Annotated in this window: 15 protein-coding genes and 1 pseudogene; 8 read left to right on the forward strand and 8 right to left on the reverse strand. The window is 68.6% G+C overall.

All coding sequences use genetic code 11. The features are described from left to right. From ADL01_RS09340 to ADL01_RS09355, 4 genes are all read right to left on the reverse strand, one after another. Window positions 1-1059: oligopeptide/dipeptide ABC transporter ATP-binding protein (locus ADL01_RS09340; protein WP_053741460.1), on the reverse strand; the 1059-nt coding region annotated here is incomplete at its 3' end. A gap of 26 nt (window positions 1060-1085) precedes the next feature. Continuing rightward, window positions 1086-3068 (reverse strand): dipeptide/oligopeptide/nickel ABC transporter permease/ATP-binding protein, encoded by a 1983-nt coding sequence (locus ADL01_RS09345; RefSeq protein WP_420719698.1) that lies wholly within the window; start codon window positions 3066-3068, stop codon window positions 1086-1088. 8 nt (window positions 3069-3076) lie between these two features. Continuing rightward, window positions 3077-4036 carry an ABC transporter permease gene (locus tag ADL01_RS09350; RefSeq protein WP_053741452.1) on the reverse strand — a complete coding sequence of 320 codons (960 nt, stop codon included), beginning with the start codon at window positions 4034-4036 and terminating at the stop codon, window positions 3077-3079. 54 nt (window positions 4037-4090) lie between these two features. Continuing rightward, entirely contained in the window at window positions 4091-5725 is a 1635-nt protein-coding gene (locus ADL01_RS09355; protein ID WP_053741453.1) for an ABC transporter substrate-binding protein, read from the reverse strand. A gap of 285 nt (window positions 5726-6010) precedes the next feature. Between ADL01_RS09355 and ADL01_RS09360 the strand changes: the two genes are divergently transcribed. Continuing rightward, on the forward strand, window positions 6011-6742 hold the full coding sequence (locus tag ADL01_RS09360; protein ID WP_199834788.1) for a FadR/GntR family transcriptional regulator: 732 nt from the start codon (window positions 6011-6013) through the stop codon (window positions 6740-6742). Between the two features lie 96 nt (window positions 6743-6838). On the opposite strand, the gene ADL01_RS09365 is transcribed toward ADL01_RS09360, so the two are convergent. Then, window positions 6839-7777 (reverse strand): hypothetical protein, encoded by a 939-nt coding sequence (locus ADL01_RS09365; RefSeq protein WP_234354567.1) that lies wholly within the window; start codon window positions 7775-7777, stop codon window positions 6839-6841. 65 nt (window positions 7778-7842) lie between these two features. Continuing rightward, on the reverse strand, window positions 7843-8391 hold the full coding sequence (locus ADL01_RS09370; protein ID WP_053741455.1) for a SigE family RNA polymerase sigma factor: 549 nt from the start codon (window positions 8389-8391) through the stop codon (window positions 7843-7845). 159 nt (window positions 8392-8550) lie between these two features. Between ADL01_RS09370 and ADL01_RS47710 the strand changes: the two are divergent. Further along, window positions 8551-8673, forward strand: a pseudogene (locus ADL01_RS47710) (protein phosphatase); the annotation flags it as partial. An 86-nt stretch (window positions 8674-8759) separates the two neighbouring features. Here ADL01_RS47710 and ADL01_RS09375 read toward each other — a convergent pair. After that, on the reverse strand, window positions 8760-9257 hold the full coding sequence (locus ADL01_RS09375; protein WP_078960410.1) for a GNAT family N-acetyltransferase: 498 nt from the start codon (window positions 9255-9257) through the stop codon (window positions 8760-8762). Window positions 9258-9513: 256 nt separating this feature from the next. Between ADL01_RS09375 and ADL01_RS09380 the strand changes: the two genes are divergently transcribed. The 6 genes from ADL01_RS09380 to ADL01_RS09405 all read left to right on the forward strand — a co-directional run bounded on the left by ADL01_RS09380 (window position 9514) and on the right by ADL01_RS09405 (window position 16217). Continuing rightward, window positions 9514-10344 (forward strand): SCO2525 family SAM-dependent methyltransferase, encoded by an 831-nt coding sequence (locus tag ADL01_RS09380; RefSeq protein WP_053741456.1) that lies wholly within the window; start codon window positions 9514-9516, stop codon window positions 10342-10344. Between the two features lie 125 nt (window positions 10345-10469). After that, window positions 10470-12311, forward strand: a complete 1842-nt coding sequence (locus ADL01_RS09385; RefSeq protein WP_053741464.1) for an SCO2524 family protein — start codon at window positions 10470-10472, stop codon at window positions 12309-12311. 3 nt (window positions 12312-12314) lie between these two features. Next, on the forward strand, window positions 12315-13232 hold the full coding sequence (locus ADL01_RS09390) for an SCO2523 family variant P-loop protein (RefSeq protein WP_053741457.1): 918 nt from the start codon (window positions 12315-12317) through the stop codon (window positions 13230-13232). After that, the gene (locus ADL01_RS09395; protein WP_053741458.1) at window positions 13229-14185 is read left to right on the forward strand and encodes an SCO2522 family protein; all 957 of its coding nucleotides are present in this window, start codon (window positions 13229-13231) and stop codon (window positions 14183-14185) included. Before ADL01_RS09390 ends, ADL01_RS09395 begins: the two co-directional genes overlap by 4 nt. A gap of 1 nt (window position 14186) precedes the next feature. Further along, complete coding sequence (locus tag ADL01_RS09400; protein WP_053741459.1) at window positions 14187-15155, forward strand: SCO2521 family protein; 969 nt, start codon at window positions 14187-14189, stop codon at window positions 15153-15155. 36 nt (window positions 15156-15191) lie between these two features. Then, window positions 15192-16217, forward strand: coding sequence for a hypothetical protein (locus ADL01_RS09405; RefSeq protein WP_063783490.1), 1026 nt, complete (start codon window positions 15192-15194; stop codon window positions 16215-16217). A 63-nt stretch (window positions 16218-16280) separates the two neighbouring features. On the opposite strand, the gene bla is transcribed toward ADL01_RS09405, so the two are convergent. Further along, a partial coding sequence (bla, locus tag ADL01_RS09410; RefSeq protein WP_053741465.1) for a class A beta-lactamase occupies window positions 16281-17070 on the reverse strand: 790 nt, incomplete at its 5' end.

Raw genomic sequence — 17070 nt, forward strand, 5'->3', positions numbered from 1 at the left:
GGCTACGGGGGATGGTGGGGTTTTCCGCAGGTCAGAGGCCATGTCGGGCACGGCGGCCACCGCCTGGGCGACCAGTTCCCCGGTCGCCCGGCCCTCCTCCACAGGGTGATGGCAACGGAAACGGTGTCCCGGGATTGACGCGGCCGTGAACTCCGGCATCGCCTCCGCGCACATGTCGCTCGCCTTCCAGCAGCGCGTGCGGAACGGGCAGCCGGAGGGCGGACGCGTCGCCGAGGGGACCGGGCCGACCAGCGGGATCGGGTCGATCGGGTCCAGCAGGCCCGGCGTCGCCGAGAACAGTGCCCGGGTGTACGGGTGCCGCGCCCTGTCGGTCACCTCGTCCGCCGGGGACTCCTCCACGATCCGGCCCAGGTACATCGTGATCACCCGGTCGCTCATCCGCCGTACCGTCTGGATGTCGTGCGAGACGAAGACCAGGGCCAGACCCAGGCGCTCCTTCAGGTCCAGGAGAAGGTTCAGGATCTGGGCGCGGACCGACACGTCCAGGGCACTCGTCGGCTCGTCCGCGACCACTAGGTCCGGGTCGAGCGCCAACGCCCGTGCGATGGCGACCCGTTGGCGCTGGCCGCCCGACAGCTGGCCCGGGAGGCCGTCCGCCAGGGCTCGCGGGAGGCCCACCAGGGACATCAACTCCCTGACTCTTTCCTCCCGTTCCCTCGCCGAGCCCCGCTTGTGCACGTCCAGCGGGTCCCGGAGGATCTGGCGGACCGTCAGGCGGCGGTTCAGGGCCGTCGACGGGTCCTGGAAGATCATGCCGGTGCCTGTCCCGATCGCCGCCCTGCGCTTCGCCGGTTCCATCGTCCACAAGTCGGCGCCACGGAAGGACACCTGGCCCGACGTCGGCGGCTGCACACCCACCAGCACCTTCGCCAGCGTTGACTTTCCGCAGCCCGACTCGCCCACCACGCCCACCGTTTCGCCGGGCGCCACGCTGAAGTCGGCGGCTGTCAGGGCGTACACGCGGTCCCGGGTGAACAGGCCGCCGCTGCGGGCCTTGTGGACCACGTGGGCGTCCGTCAGCTCCACCAGCGGAGGGATCGGGGCCGACACAGCCGTACTGGTGCTCACTTCACCGTCTCGCTTCCGGTCGGCTCCGGCGTCGGAAGGTCGATCGCCGGGTGGTGGCAGGCCGCCAAGTGGCTCTGGGCGCCCAGGAGATCGGGGGCCGTCGTCCGGCACACCTCCGTCGCCATCGGGCAACGGTCCGCGAAACGACAGCCCTTGGGGAAGTCGGCGGGGGAGGGGACCGTGCCCTTGATCTGGGTCATGCGCAGGGCCGCCGACTCCAGGGACAGCACACTGCCCAGCAGGCCTCGGGTGTAGTGGTGGGTCGGGGCCCCGACCAGGTCCGCCGTCACGCCTGTCTCCACGATCTGGCCGCCGTACATCACGACCACCCGGTCCGTCACGTCCGCCACCAGCGCCAGGTCGTGCGAGACCAGGATCAGGGCGAAGTCCAGCTCCGCGCGCAGGCGCAGCAGCAGTTCGATGATCTGGGCCTGGACCGTGACGTCCAACGCGGTGGTCGGCTCGTCCGCGACGATCAGTTTCGGGTCCCGGGACAGGGCCATCGCGATCAGGACCCGTTGGCGCTGGCCGCCCGACAGTTCGTGCGGGTAGCTGCGCAGCGTGCGCTCGGGGTCCAGGCCCACCAGGCCGAGGAGTTCCTCCGGTGTGCGGTGGCCTCCTCGGCGTACGACCTGTTTGAGCTGCGAACGGATCGTCATCGCCGGGTTCAGGGACGACAGGGCGTCCTGGTAGATCATCGCCATCTCGTGACCCAGCAGCTTCCGGCGTACGCGCGTCGGTTCCGCGAGCAGGTCCCGCTGCTGGAAGCGGACCTGGCCGGTGACCCGGGCGCCCTTCGGTTCCAGGCCCATGACCGTCAGCGCCGTAAGCGACTTGCCGCAGCCCGACTCGCCCACCAGGCCCAGGACTTCGCCCGCGTGGACCTCGAAGCTGATGCCGTCGACGATGTCCACGCCCGCGTGCCGGGCCGCGAAGCCGATGGTGAGGTTCTCGACCGCCAGTATCGGCAGACCGGTGGGGATCGGGCGGGCCCGTGCGCGCAGTCGCCGCGCCGCGTCCGTCAGACCGGGCAGGGCCAGGAGCTCTCCCGTGCCCGGCTCGGGGGCCTCGAGGTGGTCCTCCTCCTCGCGGACCTCCACGTCCCGCGCCGCCGGCGCCGCCCACGCGTCCGACACGCCCTCGGACAGGACGTTCAGCGACAGCACCGTGATCAGCATCAGCAGGCCGGGGAAGACCGTCGCCCACCAGCCGCCCGTCAGGACCATGTTCTTGCCGTCCGCGATGACGCTTCCCCAGGACGGGTCCGGCGGCCGTACACCGGCGCCGATGAACGACAGCGACGCCTCGAAGACGATCGCCTCCGCCACCTGCACCGTGCAGAACACCAGCACCGGAGCGGCGCAGTTGATCGCGACATGGCGCAGCACGATGTGCGCTGTGCGGGCGCCGATCACCCGTTCAGCCGTCACGTAGTCCTCGCCGTACTGGTCCAGGACGTTCGCCCGCACCACCCGCGCCACCGGCGGCGTGAACAGGAAGGCGATCGCGCAGATCAGTACCGTGATGCCGCCGCCGAAGACCGCGACGAGCACGGCGGCCAGCGCGATGCCCGGGAACGCCATCACCACGTCCAGGCAGCGCATCAGCGTCTCGTCGACCGCCTTGCGTGACGTCGCCGCGAGCGCGCCGATCAGCGCGCCGGCGGTGAGCGCGAGCGCGGTGGCGCCCAGGCCGATGGCGAGGGACCAGCGGGCGCCCCAGATCAGCCGGCTCATGATGTCGCGGCCCAGGCTGTCCTGGCCCATCCAGTGCTCGCCGGAGGGGGCTCCCGTGCCGCCGATCAGGGGCTGCTGGTCCAGGGGGTCGTCGGGGGAGACGAGGGGGGCGAAGACGGCGACGAACACCACCAGCGCCAGGAAGCAGACGGCGATCCGGGACAGGACCGGGAGGCGGCGCCAGCCGCGCAGGCGGATGCCCGGACGGGACAGGAGGGCGGCCAGGCGCCCCCGCTCGAACATCATGAACATCAGGCCGCATCCCTCAAGCGTGGGTTGACCAGGAGATAGAGGATGTCGATGACCAGGTTCACGACCACGAAACCGGTCGCCGTCGTCAGGACCACTCCCTGGACGACCGCCGGGTCGCCGTTCTTCACGGCGTCGATCATCAGCTTGCCCATGCCGGGCAGCGAGAAGATCGTCTCGATGACGACCGCGCCGCCGAGCAGGTAACCGACGCGCAGGCCCAGCACCGTGAGCGGGTTGATGAGCGCGTTGCGCAGCACGTTGCGGCCCACCACCACCCGGGGCGGCAGGCCGCTGCCGATCGCCGTACGGACGTAGTCCTTGTCCAGCTCCTCGACCACCGCCGTACGGACGATGCGCGTGAGCTGTGCCGCGACCGGGAGGGAGAGGGCCAGGGCCGGGAGGGTCATCGTCTTCAGCCAGCCGGTGAAGGAGTCGGCCGGGTTGATGTAGCCGCCGGTCGGGAACCAGCCCAGGTCGACGGCCAGGTACTGGATCATCAGCAGCGCCAGCCAGAAGGCAGGCGCCGCGACGCCCGTCAGCGACACGACGCGGATGATCTGGTCGGGGAGCCGGTCCCGGTAGATGGCCGCCGTGACCCCGCCCAGCAGGGACAGGACCACGGCGATACCCAGGCCCAGGAAGGTGAGTTGGAGGGTCAGCGGCAGGGCCGTGGCCACCTGGTCGAGCACCGGCGCGCGGGTCAGCGCGCTGATGCCCAGGTCGCCGTGGAGCAGGTCGCCGATGAAGTGGACGTAGCGGATGGGGAACGGATCGAGCAGGCCGTTCTGTTCGCGGAAGTCGTGCAGTTGCTGCGGGGTCGGGTTGGCGCCCTGGAAGAACGCGGAGGCCGGGTCGACGTCCGAGAACCGCATGACGAGGAACACGAACAGCACGATGCCGAGCATCAGCGGGACGAGCAGGATGATCCTGCGGGCCAGAATTCTGGCGATGGCGACCACGTACGAACTCCCGTACAGCTAGCGGTAGTTGGCGGCTGCTAGTTGACGACAGGCCTAGACCCACTTGGCCTGGAGGAGGTTGATGCCCGGGTACGGCTGTGCCCTTATACCGGTGAGCTTCTTCGGGTCCCAGGCGGTCATCAGCTCGTTGTGGACGACCGGGTAGAGCACGGCCTCCTCGGCGACGATGTCGATGTAGTCCTGGATCATCGTCTTCTTCTTCTGCGGGTCCGGCTCCCGCGTCGCCCGGTCCATGTCCTTGAAGAGCTGCTTGGCCACGGAGTTGTCGGCCCAACGGGAGTAGCCCATCCAGAGGTTCTGCGGGCCGTAGTTGTAGTGCATGATCAGGTCCGCGTCGAGGCCGAACTGGTTGGGGTTCGAGGCCGCCGACACCACCTGGTAGTCCTGCTTCTGGTCCATCTTCGTGAACACCGCTGTGGTTTCCTGCGGGTTGAGAGTCGTCTTGACGCCGATCGCGTCCCAGGACGCCTTGATGGTGGGCAGGCAGTCGACGATCCAGCTGACGTTCACCGACAGGATCTCGATCTCCAGCCCGCTGACTCCGGCCTCCTTCAGGAGCGCCTTCGCCTTCTCCGGGTCGTAGCCGTAGACCGTCTTCGCCGCCCGGTAGCTGGGGTTGGCCTCGTTGAGGAAGGACGACGACGGCTTGCCGTGGCCCTTGAGGGCCACCTGCACCATCTTCTCCGTGTCGATGGCGTAGTGCAGGGCCTGGCGCACCCGTACGTCGTCGAAGGGCTTGTGCTTGGTGTTGAACATCAGGAACAGGTTGTTCATCCCCGCCCCGCCCTGGACGTCCAGCCCGCCGCTCCTGAGCTGCTGGATGTTCGCATACGGGATGTTGTCGGCGATCTGTGCGCCGGCGCTGGATCCCGAGATCTTGGCGACGCGGGGCGCGGCATCCACCATCGTCATCCAGTTCATCTTCTTGAACGCCGCTTTGCGCGGCCCGTTGTAGGCGGCGAACGCCTCGAAGGTCGTGTTCGACTTCGGGTGGTGCGCGGTCTGCCGGTACGGTCCCGAACCGATCGCCTTTCCCTTGATCGCGTCGTCCCAGGCACCCGGCAGGGAGAAGACGTGCTTGGGCATGATCTTCGCCAGCGTGAGCCGGGAAACCCCTTCCGGGAAGGGGAATTTCAGCACCAGCTCGACATTCTGCGCGTCGATCTTTTTCACTTCTTTCAGCCAACTGGCGAAAAACCCCTTGGCGAGTGTCTGCGTGTTCGGATCGAGGATTCGATCGAATACGAAGACCACGTCGTCGGCGGTCACCGGCTTTCCGTCGTGGAAGGTCGCCCCGGCCCGCAGCGTGAACTTCCAGGAGGTGCTGCCGAGGTCGGCCGGGACGGCTGTGGCGAGCGCCGGGTACGGCTCGCGGGTGATCGGGTCGGTGTCCAGCAGGCCCTCGTAGATGTGGTTGTTGGCGGCCATGGAGAAGGCGGACGCCGTCTGGGTGGGGTCCCAGCTGCCGTCGTTGCCGTAGCCGATCACGGCCGTGAGCGTGCTGTTCGCGCCTCCGGCGCCGCCCCCGGTGTCGTTGGTGGACTCGGGGCCCGACGAACAGGCCGACAGCGAGGAGGAAAGGGCGGCGGCGGCACCCAGCGCGCCGGTGTACTTCAGAAACGACCGGCGGTGCGGGGCGGTCGATACGTCGCGGGTCACGTCGCGCACGATTCCTCCAGCGGGGTGGGGTCCGAAAAGGTGAGGAGATACGACGTCCTACGTCATAGGGGGCAGCGCGACCATAAGAGCGGTGGTGGGGCCGGTCAAGAGATCGCACACGAATGGCGTATCTGCCAGAGGTGTGACCAATGACGATATGAAATTCGCCCGGCGGCGGCAGCTGGCTCGGCGTCAGGCAGTGATCCGTGCGGTGATCCGTGAATTCGCGGCCGTCGGATTTTGATATGCCTGGAGGTGGGACGTGGGATGTCCGGCGAGCGTACGATGCGCCGCATGTCTCAGGAGTCCGGGAAGGGGCGCCGGTCCGGGCGGCGGGTGAGCGGCCAGGTCCAGCGCGAGGTCATGCAGCTGATTCTCGACCGCAAACTCCGGGCGGGCGCACCGCTGCCCACCGAGGTCGAACTGATGGACTCCCTCGGGGTCAGCCGCAACTCCGTCCGCGAGGCCCTCAAGGCGCTCCAGGCGCTCGACATCGTGGAGATCAGGCACGGCTACGGGACGTACGTCGGGCAGGCGTCCCTGGCCCCGCTGATCGACGGCCTGACGTTCCGCACGCTCGCCCGGCACGACGGGGACGGCGCCGCGCTCGCCGAGATCCTCCAGGTCAGGGAGGTGCTGGAGGAAGGCCTCATCCGACGGGTCGCGGCGGTGCTGTCCGACGCGGAAATTGACCGGCTGGAGTCGGTGGTCACCCGGATGGAGGAAGCGGGCCGCGCCGGCCGGCGCTTCCCCGAGCTCGACCGCGAATTCCACGAGGCGTTGTACGGCCCTCTCGGCAACGCCCTCGTGCCGCAGTTGCTCGCCGCCTTCTGGACGGTGTTCCGCCGCGTCTCGGGCGCCCGGGGCTGGCACGACGACCCGGCACCGGAGCTGACGGCCCGCCGGCACCGGGACATCGTGACGGCCCTGCGCGCGCGTGACGTGGAGGGCGCGCAACGTGCGCTGGCGGTGCACTTCCGTGGGATAGAGGCGCGGGCGGCGCAGGAGTCACGAGGCGTGGGCTGAGAGCGGGCGTGGACGTGTGCGGCCCCCCGGCAGGTACGTGAAGGGGGGCGCCGACCCCTGTACGGCGCCCCCCTTCACGTCCCCGTCGCGGCCTGCCTACGGCAGCGTCTTCTCGTACCCCGCGTCGTTGTCCGAGTCGTAGACGGATTTGCCCGCCCTGTCGTATGCCTTGATGTGCGGAGCAAGCGTGACCTGTTTGTTCAGGGTGCCGGAGGCCACGAACCAGCCGTGGTCCAAGGCGGCTTCGCTGGTGCTGCCGCCGTACGAGACGGTCACCCGGGCCACGGAGGGCTTCACCTGGCCGATGGTTCCCCAGCGGAACGGCAGCTTCCAGTTGCCCCTGTCGATGAACGACTGCTGGTAGAGCTTGCCGCCGTTGATGTCGGGCATCACCTGGCCGCCGTTGTCGAACACCTTGCTGCCCATGCTGGTGTTCAGATTGGCCACCTTGCCGTCCTTGATGTTGCAGATCAGCCGGGTCACCTGCGGCTTCATCCGCTGCTCCTTGACGGCGACGACGAAGAAGCCGTCACCGGGCGTGTTGGAGTCGCCGGTGCTGTTCATGGCCAGGATGATCCGGTAGCGGCCGGCGACCCCCAGATCGTTCCGCGGCCCCTTGGCCGACGGGTCCTGGGTCTCACGGTCCCAGGCCAGGCACTTCTCCAGTCCGTCCGAGGCTCGCGCCAGCGTGATCCCGTCGAGGAGTTGCCCCGGCGTCGCGGGTCCGGTCGGCCGGATGGGCGGCAGCTGAACGGGAGTCGGGGTCGTCCGCAGGGAAGCGCTGGCCGACGGCAGTGGCGCCGCCGTGTTCACGTTCTTCCCGTCGCCGTTCCCGCTCAGCGCGTACGCCCCCACGGGCGCCGCCGCCAGCGCGACCAGGACCGCGCCGGCCGCCGCCACTCGCCGTCGCCGCTCGATCGCGCCCTTGCGGAGGATCTCGGGATACGGCGCCGACGGGGGCTGGATGGTGTAGGCGTACTCCGCCAGCATGTCGCGCACCTGTGCCTCGAAGTCCCTTCCGTGTTCGTTTCCCACGTACTGACCTGCTTCTTGTGCCTGTTCCGGCTGCTCCGGCTGCCGTTTCGGCCGCTCTTGCTCGTTCACCGGATGCCTTCCCGAACGTGCGCCGACCGGCTGGGCTCGGGCCGGCCCACGACCTGTGCCAGTCCCGGATACGAACGCAACTTCGCCAGACCCTTGGACGCCTGGCTCTTGACCGTGCCCTGGGAGCAGCCGAGCGCGTCGGCGACCTCCCCCTCGGACAGGTCCTCCCAGTAGCGCAGGACGACCACCGCCCGCTGTTTGGGAGGCAGTTGGGCGAGGGCACCGAGCAGCGCACTGCGCTCGTCGGCCCATGAGACGGCCTCGTCCCGGCCCACCACGTCGGGCGGTGTGTCGGTCAGCGCCTCCCGTACGCGCCGCTTGCGGAAGCGGTCGCTGTTGCAGCTGACCAGCATCCGGCGGACGTACGCCTCCGGATTGTCGGTACGGGAGACCCGCCGCCAGGAGCGGTACGCCTTGGCCAGCGCCGTCTGCGTCAGGTCCTCGGCGTGATGGGCGTCGCCGGTCAGCAGATACGCGGTCCGCACGAGATGCGACCACCGCGCTCTGACGAATTCATGGAACTGGGCCTCAAGTTCGGCCTGCATCAAGTACCCCCTCGCCCACCAGACCACCGTTTCCCCCGAATCGGTTGCCCGGGAATCGCGACCGAGTTCATGGGTTCTGTGGACGACTCGGTGGACGACTCGGTGGACCAGAGAGCGGGAGAGACAGTGGACCGGCGAGCGGATCGGCCGCCGGCGGATCTGTGGGACGAGGGGGCTCCGGGCGTGCTTCGGCTGCCCTCCGGGCGGCTGGTCCGGGGGCGTGGCCCGCGCAGCCCCCTCGACCCGACGACGCCGGTCCCCTCGTACGCCGTCCATCGCCTATGTGCGCGCGGGGTACGACCGGCATGCCGTGGCGACGCCCTGGCAGCGGTGGTACGTCCGCCGGTTCGGGTGAGGCGGCGGGTGTCTCAGAGGGTCAGCGTCATCACGAGACGGTCGGCACCCGGCCCGAAGTAGTTTTTGCGCAGGTCGGGTTCGGCCTGGAAGCCGAGTTTCCTGTACAGCTCTATCGCGGCGGTGTTGGTCGGCTCGACCGTCAACTCCACCTCGCCGACGGCGTCCTCGCGCAGTCGGCGGAGTACTTCCTCCATCAGTTGTCGGCCATGTCCGCGTCCGCGCTGGTCCCGGGTGACGCCGAGGCTCAGTATCAGGCTGCGGCCGGCGTTGCGGGGCATGCCGACCAGGACGTAACCCTGAAGTCCGCTCTCGCCGCCGTCGAGGACGAGCAGGTGGTCCGGGTACAGGTCGAAGAGCTGGCGGAGGACGAAGAAGGGGTACGGGCCCTCGGGGAACGCCTCCTCGTCCAGCCGGACCAGCTCGGGCAGATCGGTCTCCTCGACCTGGCGGATACGCGGCGAGGAGCCTGCGGTCGGTGTCCGGAAACCATCTGCTGGAAGAGTGCTCATGCGTCCCCCTGCGGCGCGAAGTAAAGACACGTTGACACCCGTACGGGTGGTACGGGAGGAACTGCGCGTTCTCTGTGTTTCGCCTGCGTTTCGCCTGCCTTCGGCAGGTGATCGACGGATTCCGACCAGCATTACGCGATCTGAACCGGTCGCTCAAGGCGCATTCAGGTCCAACGTCAGGTCACAGTCATTTCAAGGCCTGTTCACGTTCTGTCAGAGGGGCTCCGCGCTGCCCGTGATGTTGATATCGTGAACCATGGACTTGGTCACGCCGGGGGAAAAACGCGAGTCAGTCGTGCTCAATGAGCAGGCTCCTTGGTCGGATTTCGACTCGCAGGCGTACGTCGCCGGCAACTATCACACGTTGCAGGCCGCGGACGCCGAGATCATCTCGATCATGCGTGATCACTTCGGTGGCTACTTCCGGGATCATCCCAATCCCGTGATCGGCATCGACGTAGGGGCGGGCGCCAATCTCTACCCCGCACTCGCCATGCTGCCGTGGTGCAAGGAGATCACCCTCTTCGAGCTCTCGCCCCCGAACCTGGCCTATCTGAAGAAACAGTTGAAGTCGAAGTCGTACGACAAGAACTGGGACCAGTTCTGGGAAGCCCTGTGCGTGAACCCGGAATACGGCGAGTTCAAGGGGGACCCGAGGGAGCGGTTCCGTGAGATCGTCCGGGTCGCGCCCGGCAACATCCTCGTCTCCGACCTCGGTGAACAGCTCCGCGAGAAGCGGCTCTCCTGGTCGATCGGGACCATGTTCTTCGTCGCCGAATCGATGACCACCTCCCTCGAGGAGTTCAAGAGCGGCGTGGCCTGCTTCATGCGTGCGCTCGCGCCCGGAGCGCCTTTCTTCGCGGCGTTCATGGAGCATTCGGAGGGGTATCACGTGGGTGACGCATTCTTCCCCGCGTGTGACGTGGGTGTGCCGGAGGTGCGGGAAAGCCTGGAGTCGTTCGCCGGGAAGAGCGGGACGCTTCGGGTCCAGCGACTGGAGACTCCGGTAAAAGTACGGGCGGGCTATTCAGGCATGATCGTCGCCTATGGCTGCCGAAATTCGGATGACGATATTCCGGATTGCTAGGCAGGTAGCGGTGTCAGGAGCCGTGCCACTAGCGGTGTCAGTAGCGGTGTCAGTTGCGGTACCTGTGAATACTCTGTAGTAACTCCAACAAAACATGGCAGCGCGGCCTTGTGAGGGGCATGGGCATGCAGATCAAGCCACGCCAGCATCTGCTGGACGTCTGGCAGGCGATTGGCCGGCACTCGTTCGACGGTGACGGCTGGGCCTGGGGCAAGTGGGGCGGGCAGAGCAGTGTGGCCGATGCCGAGCGGCTGCTGTGCCTGCTCTACCCGGCCACCGAGATTCCGGCGTTCCGCATCGACGACCCGGACACGACCCAGGACGACGTCCAGAAGGCGCTCCGGAGGGCCGGCGGCCGGCTGGAGATCCCGGTGAACTTGCTGACGGCCGCCGCCGAGTTCATGCGCAACCACACGGGGGACGACAAGAGACCCACGTTCGCGGGCGGTTACTACTTCCACTCCCGGGACGGCGCCCAGGATCTCACCCCCGAGCAGCGTGAACTCGGCGTGGTGGACAGCTATTCGATGTCCGTCACCCTCTGCCTCGCGACGCTCGGCTTCCTCAAGGTCTACGAGACGAAGACGCGCCGTACCGAGGTCCTGGAACTCATCCAGGAACTCCGGACGGCCACCAGCATCAGGCTCACGGCGGCCATGGTGAGTCTGCTGCGATCGTTCACCGTCAACGTCTTCGACACGGACTCCTCGCAGGGCCGAACACTCTCCGATCTCCTCGGCCAGGGGCGGCTGTCCCAGCGGATGGTCCTGCAGAAGTTCCAGCGGCGCTTCGAGGCCCTGCGCGCCATCATCAGCGAGAGCCTCGTTCTCGGCGTCGACGTCGAGGAAGGCCTCGCGGACCAGAACCAGCTCTTCGAGTGCGGCTGGGCCTGGAGCCTCGTCGAGGACGCGCCCGAGGTGGAGACCGAGGCGGATATCGGCCCCCAGCCGCCCGGTGTCGCCAACGCCGTGCCCTACCTCTACTTCACCGTCGTCGCCCTCGACGGCATCCAGGACCTGTTCTCCGACCGCACCCTGACCCTGGGCCTGCTCAACGCCGAACAGCAGAAGCTCGCCGACGCGTTACGACTGCGCTGGGAGATCACCCAGCAGTACTGGTCGGCCATCGCCCGCTTCGACGCCGACCGCTGGCCCCTGGAGGACATCCCCTGGCGTACGACAGGACAGAAACTGGAGTCCGAGTACTTCTCCCTGTCCGTCGCCGCCATCCTCGTACACGACCTGGTCCGCCGCCGGGCCACCGACGACGACCTGACCCGCACCGTCGGCATCATGGAGCGGCTCGCCGAGCGCGGGCGCATCACCAGCCGGATGACCGGTACCGACAAGGCCATCGCCCTGCACAACCCGGGGATCATCCTGCCGCTCCAGGGGAGTGAACGGATAGGGCCGCCCATGCAGTGGCGGATGAACGATTTCTCCGCCCAACTCCTCAAGCGAACCATCCAGTTGTGCACGCTCTCCCGTAACCTCGTCTCGCACGACCGGCTGCTGCGGCTGGCCGAGGACATCTTCGGGCACATGTGGCGGCGCCGGATCGGCGGCGGCGACGGCGTCGACCTGTGGGACAACGTGCACGCCGTCTACCCCGAGTCGCCCGCCATCGACCGCCCGGTGTCCTGGAGCGTCACCGAGCGCGTCACCGAATGCCTGGTCAGCGCCCATCAGCTGTACCGCCAGCCACCCATCCGCAGCGCCGAACTGGGCGTTCTGGCAAGGGCGTTGCTCAGCGAGTCGACGCACCTGCTGGGCAACGAACAGATGGAACCGGCGCCCGCCGCCGACGGCAGGCGCGGCATGGATCTCAAGGGCATCGAGGTCAAACTGCGCCGGGCCCGGCAGCTCATCGACGAACAGCCCGGCACCGCCTGCGCGTTGACCCTCGACGTCCTCGGACAGCTCGACGCCCTCGCCCGGGCCCGCGACGCCGCGACCCAGGGGGCCTGAACGATGCTCCTCTTCGCCGCCTCCGACAAGGGAGGCACGGGCCGCTCGGTCACCAGCGCCAACCTCGCCTACCATCGGGCGATCACCGGTGACGACGTCTGCTACCTCGACTTCGACTTCGGCTCGCCCACCGCGGCCGCCGTCTTCGACGTCGACATAGCGCAGCGCGAGGTCGGCGACCGCGGCCTGCACTCCTATCTGGAGGGCCACGTCGGCGAACCGGCCCGCGTCGACGTCTGGGCGGAGACCGAACACCGGGTGCTGACCAACCGGCCCCCCGGCTCAGGCCGCCTCGTGCTCATGCCCGGCGACCTCGGCGGCGGCGAGTTCTCCACCACCGGCGAGAACCTGCGCCGCTGCGTCGATCTGCTGCTGCGGCTCAACAGCGAGTTCGACCTGATCATCGTCGACCTCAGCGCCGGCCGCAGCTACGCCGTCGAAATGGCCCTCAAAGCCACCGCGGAACCGCAGTTACGTGGCATCGAGGCCCGCTGGCTGGTCTTCCACCGCTGGACCCGCCAGCACGTGATGGCCGCCGCCGGACTGGTCTTCGGCCCGCGCGGCATCATGGCCGGCGGCATCGCCCGGGGCCACACGGAGGAGGCGCTGCGCGGCGCCATCCGCTTCGTACGGGCCGCCGTACCCGATCCCGAGTCGTCCCTGTGGTCGCAGGTGGCGCCCACCCAGTCTGCGTGGATGCGCGAGTGCGACGCCGACCTCCAGGCGCTCGCCTCCAACCGGGGCATCGGATACACCCAAGTCCTGGGCTCCGTACCGCTGGAGCCCGTCCTGCAATGGCGCGAGCAGCTCATCACCGACGAGGACGTCCTCGACAGCCAGATCGCCAACATGGAGACCTGGCAGGCGATGAGCGACCTCGCCGGACGGCTCACCGACGACAAGTACTGGGGGCAGCCGTGACCGGCCCGGTGTTCCGCGAGACCACGGCCGAACCCCGCACCCAGTCCGTACCGCTGGCCCATCTCTCCCTGGAACTGGGCCACTTGTACATGGAGGACTTCGCGGCCGGCCCCGAGCGGCTGCGCGAGCACTTCGCGGAGGTACGGATCTGGGTGGACGCCGCCAAAGCGTCCGCCGCCCGGCGCCTCGGCGGCAGGCGCCCCCGGATCAGCACCTGTTTCCTCATCGACGACTACTTCAGCCGCTTCTCCACCCCCGCCGAACTGATCCCGCAGGTCCTCGCCGAGGCCGACCGGGCCGGACTCACCATCGACTACCTGGCCCGCGAATCGGGCTGCGCCGTCGCCGACAAGGTCGAACTGGCCGAGTCCGTGATGCACCGCCTCGTCGAGTCCCCGCCGCCGGGCACCTACGGCTCGCGCCCACCGGTCGGCGAGACCGGCTGGCTCGCCAACGGACAGCGCACCCCCGGCGCGCGCACCGCCATGGCCGAGATCACCGAGTGGCAGCCCCCGCACGAGACCGCCGCCCGGGTCCACTCCGTCTTCATGGACGTCGAACTGTGGTCCGAGCGGGACGGCGGGCGCCTGTGGTCCTGCCCGTTCCTCGCCGCCGTCTGGCAGCTCGCCCGCCTCGGACTCCTGCGCCACGGCGGTGAACCCGTACTGGTCCCCCGCGCCCGACCCACCGGCGGCTTCCCCCACGACTGGGACGAACTGCCGCCGCTGCTCCAACTCACCGCCAACGCGCCGCCGTTCAGCGCCTACCGCACCTGCACCCTGGTGGGAAACCGGTTCCTGGCCGTCGAGGACGCCGTCCGGCTCATCCTCGACCAGGTCGACGTGGACGACGGCGCGCTGGCCCAGGCCGACGAGCGCTCCGCCCGCGAGGGCGCGCCCGTACCCGAGGCGGTCGCCCAGCGCGTCACGTACGTCTTCTACGAGGAGCCCTGACATGAGGCCCCGCGCGGACACCACGGCCCCCGTCCTCGCCTGCGGCGAGGTGCGCACCTGTCTGCTGCCCGCCTTCCAGGCACTGGACAGCCGCACCGCCGCCCAACTGCTCAGGCTGCGCGCCGACGAACGCGTCCGGGTCTCCGAGCGCCCCAACCTGTACGCGCTGTCACCGGACGTGCTCACCGGCGTCGACTGTCCGCTGCCCACCGCCAACGGCGCCAGAGTCCGGGCCGTCGGCACGGTGGCCGCCCGCGCCGCGCTCACCGAGGGGCGCGTGCTGCAAGCCACGGCCTACTTCAGGATCCCGGCCACGGGACCCGACGTACGCCGGCCGTGGGGGCACTATCTCGTCCGGCCCGGCATGCTCGAACCGTTCGGGAAACTGCCCGAACAGGCCGTAGTGGAAGGAGTTCTGAGGGACAGTCAGCGCGGCGCGCTGGACCTCGGCATGATCGCCGAGAGCCTGCTCGCCCAACTGCTGAGGCACCCACTGCTCGACCAGAAGGTGCCCTTCAAGTCCCGGCGCACACAACTGCGTTGGGCGGCAATGCGGGCTCCGGACCTCGCGGGGGCGTCGATCGAGAGCTTCGTCGTGTCCGAAGAGGGCCTGCGGACCGTGCGGTTGCGGGTGCCGGACGGCACGCAGACGGCCGCGGTGGCAGGCCTGTGCGAGGACTTCGCGCTGCACGACTGGCTGCTCACGACCGTGGTCCACATGCTCGACCGCAGCAGGACCGGATCGGTCGACGGGCCGGAGGCGATACTCGCCCTCCGTCCCGCCGTCGACCACCTGCTGCACGTGTGGATGCCGCGCGCCCGCGTGGACCGGGACCTCGGCCACCTGTGGGACGTACTCGAACAGGAGCCGGGCTTCACCCGCCAGTGGCAGACCCTGGTCCAGCGCATCCGCGATCAACTGGCCGTCCAGGCCATTCCGTTACTCCACAAGGCGCTGGCCATGAGCTGACGCCGCATAGCGAAACACCCGACGGGGGAGGTTGAGGTGAACGGAGCAACACAGGCACAACAGGCACAGCAGGCTCAGTTACAGGCCGCGGCAGGGCGACAGGAGCGCAACTCCAAGCTACTGCGCAAGACCCTGATCACGGCTCTGGTGTCCGCGAGCACCTACGTACTCACCAACGTGCTCAACCGGAACGCGGACGAAGTCTGGAAGCTGACCGTGACCGTCGTCATCGGTGGCGCGGCCCTGATCGTCCAGTACCTGGTGGACTTCGAGGAACGGCTGGGCTCCATGGAGCAGAGCCTGTCCGCGCACCACGCGGAACTGCGGACCGCGGTCGAGAAGAGCTTCGCGGGGATCAACGAGGCGACCGAACTCTTCAGTCAGGTCGACCGTTCCGTGCTGCGTTCCGACGGGGTGACCCGACTGGCGCGCGCGTACACGCAGTTGGGCCATCAGGAGTCCAAGTTGGTGAAGACGTTCTCCCAGGAGGAGATCGGCCGCCTCGCGCTCCAGATGGAGAGTCTCAGCACCGGCAGCGTGACGTGTCCGGGCGAGGCCACCGACTGGATGATCGATCTCACCACGTGTGTCGAGAGGTCGATCGACGCCACCAGCACGGACGTCGACCGCCAGTTCTGGTACAGCGAGGCCGCGAGCCGCTATCTCAAGGAGCAGGAGGACGCGATCCTGCACCGGCGGGTGAAGGTCCGGCGGCTGTTCCTGGTGCGGACACAGGAGGAGGTCACCGAGGAACTGGAGCGGCTCTGCCAGAGCCACCGGGACCTGGGCATCAACACGAGGATCGCGGTGCGGGAGTCGTTGCCGCCCAGTGCCCGGCTCCGTATGACGAACGACTTCATCATCTTCGACGACGAACTCTGCTTCGAGACGACGCCGGACATGGACCAGAAGCCGGTCGCGACCACGCTGAAGACCGCGCGCGAGCACCTGGAGGAGCGGGTCAACCGGTTCAACGTCATCTGGGACGCCACGGAACCGGCCAGCCCGGCCAGTCCACCGGGCGCGGCCGCCGGATCCGGGTCCGGCTCGGGCGCCGGGTGAACCAGTGGGCTGAGGGTGCTGAGGGGTGAGACTGAGAGGTGAGGGCTGAGGACCGTACGGTTCTCAGCCCAGCGCGTCCGCCAGTACGGCTGCCGTCTCCGCGACCAGCGGATGGTCGGCGGCGGCGTCCTGGTCGGGCTTCGTCGTCTGGACGGCCAGGACGAGCGGTGTGCCGTCCTGCGTCCAGGCGACGCCCACGTTGTTGTTCGTGCCGTAGGAGCCCGCGCCCGTCTTGTCGGCGATCGTCCAGGTCGGGGGCAGGGCCAGGCGGAAGCGGTTGCCGCTGGTCGTGTTGGTCAGCAGCCAGTGGGTGAGGAGTTCGCGGTCCGGACGGTTCAGCACATCGCCGAGGACCAGCCGGGCGTACGTACGGCCGATGGCGTACGGCGTCGTCGTGTCCGTCCTCCGCCACGGCTCCGCCGAGTTGAGCTCGGTCTCCCAGCGGTCGAGGCGCGTTGCCCGGTCGCCGACGGAGCGGGCGAAGCGGGTGATCGCGGTGGGGCCGCCCAGTTCACGCAGGAGCAGGTTGCCGGCCGTGTTGTCGCTGAACCGGATGGCCACGTCCGCGAGTTCGGCCACCGTCATGCCCTCGGCGAGGTGTTCCTCGGTCTGCTTCGAGCCGTCGACCAGGTCGTCGGCCGTGTAGTGCACGCGCTTGGACAGGACCTCGCCGGACCGGTCCAGGTCCCGCAGTACGGCTGCCGCCGCGAGGGTCTTGAAGAGCGAGCAGATCGGGAAGCGTTCGTCGGCGCGGTGGCGGATCGTCTGCTTCGTGGCCAGGTTGTGCGCGAACACGCCTACGCGGGCGCCGTGTTGGGTCTCCAGGGTGTGGAGGCGGGCGGTTACTTCGGGG

The sequence above is a fragment of the Streptomyces sp. NRRL WC-3618 genome (assembly GCF_001280005.1).
GTDB lineage: Bacteria > Actinomycetota > Actinomycetes > Streptomycetales > Streptomycetaceae > Streptomyces.